Annotated in this window: 13 protein-coding genes; 8 read left to right on the top strand and 5 right to left on the bottom strand. The window is 34.3% G+C overall.

All coding sequences use genetic code 11. From position 1 onward, the window contains the following. The first annotated feature begins 65 nt into the window (after nucleotides 1-65). From metK to ruvC, 5 genes are all read left to right on the top strand, one after another. A complete protein-coding gene (gene metK / locus OOK92_RS00280) occupies nucleotides 66-1,238 on the top strand; it encodes a methionine adenosyltransferase (RefSeq protein ID WP_264735890.1) in 1,173 nt (390 codons plus the stop codon). A 125-nt stretch (nucleotides 1,239-1,363) separates the two neighbouring features. Further along, complete coding sequence (locus OOK92_RS00285) at nucleotides 1,364-2,038, top strand: TenA family protein (RefSeq protein WP_264735891.1); 675 nt, start codon at nucleotides 1,364-1,366, stop codon at nucleotides 2,036-2,038. A gap of 43 nt (nucleotides 2,039-2,081) precedes the next feature. Then, nucleotides 2,082-2,741: a TenA family protein gene (locus OOK92_RS00290; protein ID WP_264731414.1), complete on the top strand. Its 660-nt coding sequence runs from the start codon at nucleotides 2,082-2,084 to the stop codon at nucleotides 2,739-2,741. 47 nt (nucleotides 2,742-2,788) lie between these two features. Next, on the top strand, nucleotides 2,789-3,616 hold the full coding sequence (locus OOK92_RS00295; RefSeq protein WP_264731416.1) for a cytochrome c oxidase subunit 3: 828 nt from the start codon (nucleotides 2,789-2,791) through the stop codon (nucleotides 3,614-3,616). Beyond that, complete coding sequence (gene ruvC / locus OOK92_RS00300; RefSeq protein WP_253309367.1) at nucleotides 3,617-4,105, top strand: crossover junction endodeoxyribonuclease RuvC; 489 nt, start codon at nucleotides 3,617-3,619, stop codon at nucleotides 4,103-4,105. 44 nt (nucleotides 4,106-4,149) lie between these two features. Here ruvC and ruvX read toward each other — a convergent pair whose 3' ends face one another. Continuing rightward, a complete protein-coding gene (ruvX, locus tag OOK92_RS00305; RefSeq protein WP_253309368.1) occupies nucleotides 4,150-4,617 on the bottom strand; it encodes a Holliday junction resolvase RuvX in 468 nt (155 codons plus the stop codon). 374 nt (nucleotides 4,618-4,991) lie between these two features. Here ruvX and gatB point away from each other — a divergent pair, with 374 nt between their 5' ends. The 3 genes from gatB to OOK92_RS00320 all read left to right on the top strand — a co-directional run bounded on the left by gatB (nucleotide 4,992) and on the right by OOK92_RS00320 (nucleotide 9,781). Continuing rightward, nucleotides 4,992-6,416, top strand: a complete 1,425-nt coding sequence (gene gatB, locus OOK92_RS00310; protein ID WP_264735892.1) for an Asp-tRNA(Asn)/Glu-tRNA(Gln) amidotransferase subunit GatB — start codon at nucleotides 4,992-4,994, stop codon at nucleotides 6,414-6,416. A gap of 213 nt (nucleotides 6,417-6,629) precedes the next feature. Beyond that, complete coding sequence (locus OOK92_RS00315) at nucleotides 6,630-7,034, top strand: hypothetical protein (RefSeq protein WP_264735893.1); 405 nt, start codon at nucleotides 6,630-6,632, stop codon at nucleotides 7,032-7,034. Nucleotides 7,035-7,264: 230 nt separating this feature from the next. Further along, a complete protein-coding gene (locus OOK92_RS00320) occupies nucleotides 7,265-9,781 on the top strand; it encodes an ankyrin repeat domain-containing protein (RefSeq protein WP_264735894.1) in 2,517 nt (838 codons plus the stop codon). Between the two features lie 91 nt (nucleotides 9,782-9,872). Here the strand turns inward: OOK92_RS00320 and OOK92_RS00325 are convergent, their stop codons facing one another. From OOK92_RS00325 to OOK92_RS00340, 4 genes are all read right to left on the bottom strand, one after another. Then, the gene (locus tag OOK92_RS00325; RefSeq protein WP_096560637.1) at nucleotides 9,873-10,292 is read right to left on the bottom strand and encodes a YqaA family protein; all 420 of its coding nucleotides are present in this window, start codon (nucleotides 10,290-10,292) and stop codon (nucleotides 9,873-9,875) included. Between the two features lie 6 nt (nucleotides 10,293-10,298). Beyond that, nucleotides 10,299-11,672 (bottom strand): cysteine--tRNA ligase, encoded by a 1,374-nt coding sequence (cysS, locus tag OOK92_RS00330; RefSeq protein ID WP_264735895.1) that lies wholly within the window; start codon nucleotides 11,670-11,672, stop codon nucleotides 10,299-10,301. Then, nucleotides 11,665-12,321 (bottom strand): exopolysaccharide biosynthesis protein, encoded by a 657-nt coding sequence (locus tag OOK92_RS00335; protein WP_264735897.1) that lies wholly within the window; start codon nucleotides 12,319-12,321, stop codon nucleotides 11,665-11,667. The genes cysS and OOK92_RS00335 overlap by 8 nt, the downstream gene beginning before the upstream one ends. Before the next feature lie 90 nt (nucleotides 12,322-12,411). Beyond that, entirely contained in the window at nucleotides 12,412-13,068 is a 657-nt protein-coding gene (locus OOK92_RS00340) for an exopolysaccharide biosynthesis protein (protein ID WP_264735898.1), read from the bottom strand. Nucleotides 13,069-13,214: the final 146 nt, after the last annotated feature.

Genomic DNA, 13,214 nt, shown 5'->3' on the forward strand with positions numbered 1-13,214 from the left:
ATTTAACAGTTAGTAGATGTATCCTTTATAGCGACTTTAATATTGTATAAGCAGAAACCTAAAGCATGAGTTTATATAAAAATTTAGTAACCAGTGAGTCAGTGGCGGCTGGTCATCCAGATAAAGTAGCAGATCAAATTTCAGATGCAATACTTGATGAATACCTTTTCACTGATCCTTTTGCGCGAGCTGCAATAGAGACTTTAGTCACCAAAGATAACGTTATTATAGCTGGGGAAGTATTCGGACCTAACATCAAAAATAGCAGGATTGAAAGTATTGTACGGAATACAATAAAAGATATTGGTTATGAGCATGATGGTTTCCACTGGAGAAAAGTGAAGGTAAATATACTGTTGCATGAGCAATCAAATGACATTGCAATAGGGTTGGATCAAGGTGCTGGCGATCAGGGCATAATGTATGGCTATGCAACAACAGAGACAGAAAACCTTATGCCAGCACCCATTTTTTATGCACACTCGATTCTGAAAAATATCATGAGCGCAGTTAAAGAAGCAAAGCTTGGTCCGGATGCAAAATCACAAATCACTTTGGCATATGAGAATAACCTCCCGGTACGTGCTGAAAGTATCATTGTCTCAATACAGCACCCTGAGGATTTGGATCAATCAAAAGTAAAAGAAATAATTTATCCTTACATAGTTTCATCTTTACCTAAAGGGTGGATATGTCCTGAGGAAAATCTCTTAGTCAATCCAACTGGTAGATTTGTTATTGGTGGACCGGTTAGTGATTGTGGATTAACCGGACGAAAAATTATGGTTGATACCTATGGAGGTTATATTCCACACGGTGGAGGGGCATTTTCCGGAAAAGATGCAACCAAAGTTGATAGATCTGCAGCTTATATGGCAAGATACCTTGCTAAAAATATTGTCTTTGCAGGTTTAGCTGAACGTTGTCTTGTGCAGCTTTCTTATGCAATTGGTGTATCAAAACCTACTTCATTCTATATTGATACATTTGGTACGAATGCGGTGGAGGAAAGAGTAATTAAAGAGTTTATCGAGAATAGTATAGATTTATCAACAAAAGGCATAATCAAGCATTTATCGCTTAATCGCCCTATATATAAACGTACAGCCTGTTATGGACATTTTGGTAAAGAGTCAGAAAATGACGGTGGATTTTCTTGGGAAAGCATGAACTTGTCTGCTGATCTTTGTAGAGAATTCAATATAGAAGATAATAGTAAAATTTCTTTAGATTGCTAAAATTTTTGATTTACAGCCTCATATTTATATACTAGCTTATTGTTGAAGTATAATTGCTTTTTCATAATAATTATACTATATTGGTGATAATTATTATATTCAGTTTTTATTGTGAGGCTCATAAAATGTATAACGAAATAGAAGAAGAATTCTGTAGCATAGCTATAAAAGAATCATCTGATCTTATTGATAGAATAGAAGAACATCCTTTTTATGTTGAATTGATGAATGGCAAATTAAGTTATAAGAAGTTCAAGTTCTACGTTCAACAGACTTTTTTATGCTTAGTGGATTGCACTCGTGCTTTTTTAATTATTGCAGCTAGAGCTAATGATATTGAAACAATGGATAAATTAACCTTTATAGCTCGTAAAATATTCAGTATGCGAAGTCTATGCGAGGAGCAGTTTACAGAATGTAACTCATCCGATAATCACAAAAGATCGAAATCTAGTTCTGCCTTTATTGATTTCTTCATGCGTGCTGCATACCATAATTTAGTAGCTGAAGGCTTAGCAGCTTCTTATCCATGTTTTGGTATGTGTCAGATCACCTTTCAACATACGGTAAAAGATAGCATTCCTTCAAGCAATAAGTATAAAAAATGGATTAATCTCTATAATACTAATATAGTGGATAACACAGCTGATGCTATAACTGAGATTGTGAATAAGCTGTATAGAGAATCTAGTAATAAGGAGAAGAAAAAGATGCTCGAGTTTTTTCGTAACGGATTAGAACTTGAGGTAATATTCTGGGATGAGATGTATTACTCTAATATATCTAGCAAAGAATATTAGCAGCGGATTATTTACGTTGACTTGATCTTTATCGGTAACTACAGTGTTCAGTGGCATAATTAGGAGCTGTTACGGGTCAAATCTTTTAAAGGATATAATTGAGCATCCTTTTAATGTTAAGTTGGCGAATAACACCCTAAATATAGAGAACTTCAAATTCTATGCTCAACAAAAGACGTTGCTCTTAGGTGATTATATTCGTACCACCTTAATTACTGCATCCAGAATGGAAGATTATAGTAGTATTATCTCGCTTACTGAAGTAGCCCAAAGAGCAGTGACTGTTAATAGAGTGCTATATGACTACTACTTTACTATGTACAGTATAAGTCGTGGAAAGAAATCTCTTGAGTGTTTTAATTTCACTAATTTTCTTTTATCCATCTCGTATAGTAATACCTATGAGGCTATGACGGTTTTGTATTCTTGCATGTTTATATACAAGACTGTCGTTGATAGCATGAAAAATAGATTCAAAAAAAATAATAGATATAGGGATTGGTTTTATTTTTGTTACAGTGATTCAGTAAAGTCTGGATGCATTATTTTGGAAAATATTATTGATGGATATTGCAGCAGAGCAAGAGAAAATGAAAAGAGCAAAATGCTTGAGTTGTTTAGAATAACTGCACAATTTGTGTTAGATTTTTTGAATGGTGCATATAATTTTTCAAGATTCAATCAATTTCCTAAGGAACATTGACAATTTTAAGCTAATTTGTATCCTTAGTAAGTATTTTTTAAAATGCTATGAAAAGTAAAGAACATGATTTTCATTTAGTGGACCCAAGTCCTTGGCCAATTGCTATATCAGCAGCAATTCTTATTCTTGCACTTGGATTAGTTGGCGCGCTTCATAAACAAATTTTCGGAATGTTTTGTTTAGTTCTGGGAATCTCCGCAGTATCAGGGGTGCTGTTCTATTGGTGGAGAGATGTAATAAGGGAGGCCATTTATGACAAATGTCACACTGCCATTGTAAAACATGGACTCAAATTTGCAATGTACTTATTTATTCTCTCGGAGGTCGTGTTTTTTATAGTGTTCTTTTGTTCATTCTTTAAAGCCTGGCTTGATCCAGTTTTTTTATTTGAGGCGTTTTCTCCTGCAAAAAAAGTTGAATGGCCCCCTGAGGGGATTTTGCCGCCTGATCCATGGTCATTACCATTCATGAATACATTAATATTATTGCTTTCTGGTACAACAATTACTTGGGCAAATCACTCTTTACTTGAAAATGATAAAAAGAGCATGATTAAAATGCTGTCCATAACTATATTGCTTGGGTTTTTTTTTATAATAGTGCAAGCAATAGAGTATCATGAAGCGAGTTTTTCTCTACAAGAAACAGGAGAAAAGCTTATTTATACATCCAATTTTTATATGATTACCGGTTTTCACTGCGCACATGTTATAATAGGAATAATATTTTTATCAGTGTGTTTATTTAGAGCGCGGAAAGGCCAGTTTACACCTCAGGACCATTTGTGCTTTGAGTTTGCCTCCTGGTATTGGCACTTTGTAGATGTAGTCTGGATGTTTTTATTTTTGTTTGTCTATTGGTTAAGCGTTTATTAAGTGGTTAAAATAATAGGTCTAGATCCAGGGATAAGCAAGACTGGTTGGGCCATTATCAGCCTGAACGAGAAAAATAATATTGAATTTTTGGGCGGCGGTACCATATCAACTGATGGTAAATTGGGTACAGGTGAACGCTTACATATAATTTTTGAACAATTAAAGAAAGTAATATTTCAATATTCTCCGAATGAAGCTGCAGTAGAAAAAATTTTTGTTAATAAAAATCCTAAATCTTCACTAACTTTAGGATATGCAAGAGGGGTTGTAATTTTAGCGTTAAAAATAACAAAGCTAACTATGAATGAATATGATGCAAACTATGTAAAAAAAAGCATTACCGGAAATGGCCATGCTGATAAGGATCAGATTATATTTATGGTGAAGCAAATAGTTAAAAATTTGAGTATAAAATGTCACCATGCTGCTGATGCTCTTGCTGTAGCAATTTGTCATGCTTATACGAAAGGTTCTTGTTTTGTTGAGTAACTTTTATATGAGATTCAGTTTGAAGATTTCCAGATCTGAAAAAACTATTTGATTGTATTTATCTTGTCTAACGTTCGTTGCAAAATAATACATGCGGAGATTTTATCATCTATTTTTTTCGATTTTGTGATTGATATTCCAGTGATTTTTAGTGTATGAGTTGCGATAGATGTTGAGAAGCTTTCGTCTTGTAAGTATATATGTACTTTATATTTTTTTATTATTTTATTTGCGAATTGGATTATGGTTTTACACCATTTAGTTTCTTGCTCGTCCATTTTTAATGGTAGTCCTATTACCATTGATCCAGCTTCATTTTCTTTGAATATTCTATGCAGATAACCTAAATCTTTGCTCATATTTTTCCTATAATATACACTATGAGCTGTGGCTATAAGCTGTGTTTTATCGCTAAATGCTATGCCTATTTGCTTTTCTCCCATGTCAAGGCACATTATGCGCTTATCTTTTGGAATAGACTTTAGAAACTCATCTGGATTTCTATGTAGCATCTATTAGACTTCCTTTAAAGTGACCTTACCCAGAAAAAGTAGAGAGAAAGTCAAGAAAATTTTTTACAAAAAGAATAATGAATCAAATTGCTCAGGAATGCAATAATTAATAGCAGAATGTCTACGCTGTTTAATACACAGCTTCTAATTAAAACTCAACTGTATATTCTCTTCTTTTTGTCATTACTACTCCTTTTGAAAAAACATTTTTATTATAAAAAAACGCCTTTTCTTTCTCTTCACTCTTTCTGGGTAAGGTCATATTTTAATTACTATAGGTTAAAAAGTTAAGACAAAAAATAAAAATGTGGGTTTTGTTTTGACTTTTTGTGTTAATTTTGCAGAATATTAAGATTATCATTTAAATAAAATACATGACGAAAGAGGATTGGGAAGCGGTAATTGGGCTTGAGGTGCACGCTCAAGTTTCTTCTAATACGAAGCTATTTTCTAGCTCATCAACGGAGTTTGGTGCTGAGCATAACACTCAAGTTTCTCTAGTTGATGCGGCAATGCCAGGTACGCTGCCAATACTAAATTATTACTGCATAGAGCAAGCAATACGCACCGGTCTTGCACTTTCTGCAGAAATTAATAAGTATTCTTACTTTGATCGGAAAAATTATTTTTATCCTGATTTACCGCAAGGTTACCAGATAACCCAGTTTTTTGAGCCAATAGTTAAAAATGGTAGAGTATTTATCAACGACAATGAAAAGGAAATAAGAATTGCGAGAATTCATTTAGAGCAAGATGCAGGAAAGAGCGTTCATGAGGAAAGCAAAACTTATGTGGATTTAAATCGTGCAGGGGTTGCTTTAATGGAAATTGTTTCAGAACCAGATCTCCGTTCATCTGCGGAAGCTGCAGAATGCATGAAAAAATTGAGGCAGATTTTGCGTTACATTGGTTCATGTGATGGTGATATGGAAAAGGGATCACTTCGTTGTGATGCAAATGTTTCTGTCCGCCTAAAAGGCAGTAGCACATTTGGCACTCGTTGTGAGATAAAAAATCTGAACTCGATACGTTATATTGTGCAAGCTATAGACTATGAAATACAAAGACAAATTGAAATTTTAGAAGGTGGGGAAGAAATAAGTCAAGATACCTTATTGTTTGACGTTGCTTCGGGAAAAACAAAAGTGATGCGAAACAAAGAAGATGCAAGCGACTATAGATACTTCCCTGAGCCTGATTTATTACCTGTTGAGGTAAGCCAGGAGAAAATTGATTTAATTCAATCATCTTTGCCTGAGTTGCCAGAGCAGAAAAAGCAGCGATACATTGAAAAATTAGGTATCAACGAATACGATGCAAACGTCATTACTTCCGATAAGGCGATTGCTGATTACTTTGAGGAATTGATAAAAAAACATGATTCAAAGCTCGCGGTCACCTGGCTAACTGTAGAGCTTTTCGGTCGTTTAAATAAAGCAAATATTGATATTGTGAGCTCCCCAATCAAAGCAAATGCCTTGTTGGAACTCTTAGATTTTATCGTTGATGGAACAATCTCTGCTAAACTTGGCAAACAAGTATTCGATAGTATGTTTGAAACTGGCAAACCTGCATCTCTCATCATAGAAGAGCAGGACCTAAAGCAAATAACCGATAAAGGTCAAATATCAGAAGTTATCGACACAATCATCAATAACAACCAAGATAAAGTTCAAGAATACAAAAGCGGTAAAACAAAATTATACGGATTCTTTGTCGGCGAAGTTATGAAATCCACCAAGGGAAAAGCCAGCCCTGATATCGTGAATTCAATTTTGAGTGAAAGATTAAGTAATTAGTCACATTTTTTTATTTACATAACAGCACATCTCGTAGATATTCTCAGATTTACGCTACGATATCTTTAATCTCATGACATATAATTTTATTATTTTTTTACCATTTGTCGGCACCATCTTTAAAATTATGTGAGGTTGAGGATGCCTGTAAGATTATCCTGCTCGGCGGTTAAGCGCACCTTTCATGGTATTATGTATCAAGCGAGATGGCTAATGCTGTTTCCTAAACATGCAGTAGATAGAGAGTATTCTTTCCGCCTATTCACAGAGAAAAAATCAGCTAAGGATTTTGATGATATTGTTCTTCGGTATGAACAAGATGGGAAAATAGTACATAGATTCATACAAGTCAAGCACAGGCAGGGTAGGCACAAAAAGATCAGCATAGGTGACTTATTAACACCGGGAAAGAATGGTGCGTTTGGCTTAATAAAATATCTCATTGCTTATTTAAAGATCAAAAGTAGTGGAGAGTTTGAGGGTGAAACAGAGGATTTTGTCATTATTACAAATGATGATTTTGATTCCGCGGATTGGCTTTGTTGCATCGCTAGCTATGATGGATTAAAGATAAAAAAGATGGAGAATATCAGTAGCTTATTATTCTGGTATTTATAACAAGAACGGTCAGTGAATACCTAAATTTGAGTAAAAGAAATTTCACTACCACTCACTAATCCGGCTAAAATTCAAGAATTTCAATGCTTTAGCTATTTTCAATAGAATTAAGTTTATTAATATAAATAATAAATTACTATTCTTAAATTTGATCAGATTGATTGCAAAAAAACAAGATTTTCAATAGGTTGCTTATAATCCTAGCTATAGTTAGCCTTTCATAAGTAGCGATGCAACAAAGCCCCGCGGATTCGACATCGCATCCAGTAAGAAAGCTGAGAATGATGCCGAGTGGGAAGAATAAAGGAAAGGAAATTTCAGTCATAAGAATAGACACACAAGATGAGTTTCTGGATGTAGGTGATGGTGTAAGATATAAATTTGATAATAGTATTATCTCATACTTGCAGGAAAATAAGGATTTTGTAAAGCGTGAGGTAGGTAGAGAAGTCAGCGATAAAGAAATAGAAGACTTTTTAAATAAATTAGTATTTGCAGTCAATTTGCCAAGCGGAACTGAACTTAGTGAAATTATTAAGAGTGAATTGGGCAAGGAATTCAGCAATACTGATGCAAAGCACTTTTACAGCCGTTACCAGGAAGAAGTGCTGATTTTGCTGGAGAAAGAAGAAGAGGAGTTTCTATCATATGAGAAAGCAAAAGCTCTTCTTGAAGAAATAAGAGAGGAAATTTTAGGAGCGGTTTGGTTTGATGTAATAGAGCCAGTGGCATCTTTTACTGGCAGAGGCAGAGTGTTAACAGCTCTGCATAATGTGCTACAAAGAAGTGCAAAAAAACAAGCGGTGATATCGCAGGTTGCCTCTATTAGTGGTCTTGGAGGGGTAGGTAAGAGTGAGTTAGCTAGGAAATATGCTTACAAATATGGAAAGGATTATTACGGTAATGTTATATGGATAAGTGCTGAAAACTCTAAGACTATGGAAAGTTCTTTTCTGGACTTAGCTAAAGATGATAAACTAGGCATTTCTCCCCAGGATAAGTACGGAAATGACAAGATGATAGAAACTATTGTTAAAGAAACATATGCTTTCTTTGCAAGAAGGGGAAGGAAAAGCCTATTCATTTTTGATAATGCTGAAGGGTATAAAGATATTAGTAAGTTTTTACCGCTCTCCTTGGATAATAAGCCCTATATTTTAATTACCTCTCGTAATAAGGGTTGGGGAATATCAGAAGATGAAGGAGAGATAAAAACAATACAGTTAGGTGTATTCAAAGAAACGGAGGCTTTGAAGTTTGTTAAGAGGGCTTTAAATATAAGAAATAATTTACAAGATGAAGAAATAAAAAACCTAACAGAGGAATTACAATATTTCCCGTTAGCTTTAAAACAAGCAGCTGCATATATTAATGAAAAAAATGTTGTACTAAGTTATAGGGGTAAAGAAAAAATTGGTGTTAGTGACTATCTGAAAAGATATGAAGAAGAGGCAAAAAAGCTGCTTGATTTTGAACTCAAAAATAAAAGTGACCGTTATACTAAAACAACATTCATAACTTGGAAAATTACAATTGACGCTATAGCACAAAAAGAATGTGGTTTTGAAGCTTTGAGTATTCTGGAAATAATGGCCTACCTTGCTCCTGACAAGATTCGTATAGAAGAAATCTTTTCAAAATTAATAGCAGATGATGAAGAAAAGCTGTGGAATGCTGTTAAGTTACTCGATAGATATTCAATGATTGACTTAAAAGAGGGAGTGGCAAACATTCACAGACTAGTGCAGAAAGTAACTGAGTTGAATTTACAAAAGGCAGTCCGGGAAGAAGAAGTTCTTAGAAAAGCTCTGGAATTGATAAATAGTGGTGATATAGCAATCAGTCACATTGTGTCTATTTGGGAATATGCAAGTAAATATGGTAAGTTGATTGATGATTTTTACTTTAACTCATCTTGTATACATAGGAAACCATTTTTTATAAAGAAAAGTACTCCTTTGCACTTGCTTGCTGCAAGTGGTGATTTTAAAGCAATTAAGGCTATACTCACACATATATCAACACATTTCCCAGGTAAATTGATAATGGCTGTTAATGTTGAAAATAATTCTGGTCATGCTCCATTACACTTTGCTGTTTATAATGGAAGATTAGATGTAGTAAAGTACCTTGTTAGTAAAGGTGCTGACATTAGTGCTAAGAGCAAAGACGGCAGTACTCTGTTGCACTATGCTGCTCAGGGTGGAAGCTTGAATGTAGTAGAATACTTGATAGATGAAAAGGGTACAGACATTAACATAAAAGATAATGACGGTACAACTCCTCTACACTCGGTTGCTTATCTAGGCTACTTAGCTGTAGTGAAAAAGTTTATAGAGAAAGGAGCTGATATTAATTCTAGGGATATTTATTATAAAACACCTCTGCATTTAGCTGCTAGTAATAGTGATTTAGATGTAGTAGAACATCTTGTAAACAAAGGCGCTAATGTCAATGCTATGGATAAAGATGGCTTGACTCCATTACACTGTGCTGTTTTTCGTGAAAATTTGGAAATAGTAGAATACCTTGCCGAAAAAGGTGTTAATACCAAGAACAAAGATGACGATACGCCACTACACTTTGCTGCCGTAATGGGAAAAGTTGCTGTGGCAAAAGTACTACTAAAACACAACGCCGATGTTAACGCTAAAAATAATGAAGGAAAAACAGCATTGTATTATGCAGCTAATAATAATCACCAAGAGCTTGTGGAATTGCTTTTAGCTCATGGTGCATCCTTATAACTATTGAAATTTTGCATTTAATTTATAGCTCCGCTTCTATCAAGGCATAGAATGACGGAAGTGGGCTTTAATAGCTGTAGTACTATAGCTGTTATACTCCAAAAGTAAGTATTAGATATAACAAATAGAAGAAATTAGATAGAATGATTAAAGGGGCAAGGATATAAAGGTTTAACTTGAAATAACCTGATAAAATTTGAATCACACTTCCAAGTGCTGGCACCCATGAAAGTAATAAAGTTGCAAAAATTAGCAAATTTTTTGTAACTTTTGGCATTGTATATTCGTTTTCTAATTTGTGGTATGATTTTCGTATAGAGATTGTTATTCTACCTAAGTACCAATTAACTATTCCACCAAGGCTTGATCCTAGTACTCCAAAAAATAACATAAGTAGTAGATTGTGATGTGATCTAAAGTACAGCATAGCTTCAAACATAAAGCCTTGGTGTATAGGCAAGATTAACGATGATAATAGGCTATCTTTAAACAGCAGAAAGTAATCTTCCATATAAGTTTACCAAGTTGTTGTACCATCTTCATTGTCAGAAATTGTAACCCCCATTTGTTTCAACTGATCCCTTATTTTGTCTGCAGTATCGTAATTTTTACTTTTTTTTGCAATTTTTCTTAAGTCTATCAACCTTTCTATTTCTTGATGATTTACATCCACAGCAAACCACTCTTGATAACTTGACTCAAGAAGACCAATAAATCTGGCACTCTTAACAAAACTCTCAGTTAATTTAAGCTTTTCACTTTCATTACTCATTTTGTTAATTTTTGCAGCCATTTCATGCAGTATAGCTAGAGCTTCAGGAATGTTTAAGTCGTTTTTTAAAGCGTCTATAAAATCTTTAGAAATCTCTGCGTTACTTTCATCAATATTCGTTGTATCTAAGCCACGTAATAACCGATAAAATTTATTTAAGGTTTCCTGTGCATCAGAAATAACGTTTTCTGTCCAATCAAGTGGTTTTCTGTAGTGAGTTTTGAGCAGTGCATAGCGTATTACTTCACCCTTTATTCCACTATCTAGCAAATCTCTTACTTTGACTATATTAAATAAGGACTTGCTCATTTTTTCTTCATTTACTGTAAGAAAGCCGTTATGTATCCAGTATTTTGCAAACATTGATCCAGCAAATGCAGACTTACTCTGTGCAATTTCATTTTCATGGTGAGGAAATTGTAAATCTATGCCGCCACCATGAATATCAAAATCTTTGCCAAGATAAGCATATGACATTGCTGAGCATTCTATATGCCATCCAGGCCTGCCCTCTCCCCATGGGCTATCCCAATAACTTGAAAGTTTGTAGTCAATATCACTTGCAGGCTTCCACAGTACAAAATCTCCAGGGTGCTTTTTATTTTCATTAACTTCAACTCTGCTACCTGGAACCAATTCATCAGTTTTTTTTCCTGATAAAGCACCATATTCATGGTAAGATTCTATATTAAAATACACGTGTTTGTCAGATTCGTAAGCGTGGCCTGATTGCAGTAAATGTTCAATTAATTCTATAATATAATCTACGTTTTCCGTTGCTTTTGGTTCGTGTGTTGGCTCTTTACAATTTATGCTTTCCATATCATCATGAAAAGCTTTAATGTAATATGTGGTTATACTTTCTATGTTGCTATTTTTCTCACTTGCTGCATTGATTATCTTATCATCAATGTCGGTTATGTTACGCACATAGGTAACTTTGCCATAACAAAACTTAAGTAGCTGAAATAACACATCATACACAACAACAGACCGTGCATTGCCTATATGTGCTGTGTCATATACTGTTGGTCCGCAAACATACATTTTCACATGATCTTTATCGATTGGTGTAAAAAGTTCCTTTTTTTTTGTTAAGGTGTTGTAAAGCCTAACCATATACGAAGCTTTTGAGAAAAGAAAATGCCCCAATGATAAGTTGTGGCCCTTTGACTACTACAACAAGAGTAAGCAATAGTCCGCACAATGATATTAAAACTCCCAATATGGATAGAAACCCATCTTTACTCATAATACCAAGTGAAATAAGAGTCGTACCAATTGCAGGAATAAAGTTGGTAAGAGGTAATGGAAGAGCTATTGATAATGCACAAAGCAACATTACAAAAGCTAAAATTTTTTCGCCAGGCCCATAGAAAATAAAAGACATTCTTGGTTTCATGAACTTTTCTATTTTTTTTAATGCTGGAGAAGTTTTCTCCACCACAAGAGCTAGTGTTGAACGCTGAAAAGATCTTCTTTCTAGCCAACTGGGCATCCAAGGAGAATCAAATCCAAATAGAAGCTGCAGTGAGAATAAGATTAAAGGTATAGAAAGAATAGTTGTATAACCAGGTGGAACCGGTATAGGCACCGATAGTGGCAAGGAGAAGATGATTATTAAAATACCAAAACCGCGCTCATGCAAAGCTGTTTTAATATCGAACAAAGTTACTTTATCGCTATCATTGCTATTGGTATCTGCAACCTCTTTTAGAATATCAGAAGCTAGTTTATCACTTTTAGTCAACTTATCATTTTGTGACACGAAAAACCCTTGATAAAAGTAATTCTTAACACAATTATTGTTTTATTTCAATATGCATTATTCATTTCGCGCTAGTACTTCATTCTTTTGTTAAAGTGTTGTAAAGCTTTTAAGAAGAGAAAGTGCTCCGGTTATAAGTTGTGGTCCTTTGACTATTACAACAAGAGTAAGCAACAACGCACACAATGACACTAAAACTCCCAATATGGATAGAAACCCGTCTTTACTCATAATACCAAGTGAAATAAGAGTTGTGCCAATTGCAGGAAGGAAGTGAGTAAAAGGTAATGGAAGAGCTATTATTATTGCACAAAGCAACATCATAAAAGCCAGAATCTTCTCACCAGGCCCATAGAAAATGAAAGATAGTCTTGGCTTCATGAATTTTTCTATTTTTTCTAATACAGGGGAAGTTTTCTCTACCACAAGAGCTAGTGTTGAACGCTGAAAAGACCTTCTTTCTAGCCAACTGGGCATCCAAGGAGAATCAAATCCAAATAGAAGCTGCAGTGAGAATAAGATTAAAGGTATAGAAAGAATAGTTGTATAACCAGGTGGAACCGGTATAGGCACCGATAGTGGCAAGGAGAAGATGATTATTAAAATACCAAAACCGCGCTCATGCAAAGCCGTTTTAATATCGAACAAAGTTACTTTATCGCTATCATTGTTATTGGTATCTGCAACCTCTTTTAGAATATCAGAAGCTAGTTTTTTATCTTTAGTTAGTTTCTCACTTTTTTGCACAATTATCCTTTAATCAAACTATTCCTTTTAAACTAACGTAATTATTGCTGTATTTCAATATACATTTATTATTGTTAATTGTTAGAGTTAAAGTACAATCGTAATTTTGTCATTATACTTGCAGTTGGTGCAAATGAAGTTGTTTG

The sequence above is a fragment of the Wolbachia endosymbiont (group A) of Rhinocyllus conicus genome (assembly GCF_947250775.1).
Lineage (GTDB): Bacteria > Pseudomonadota > Alphaproteobacteria > Rickettsiales > Anaplasmataceae > Wolbachia.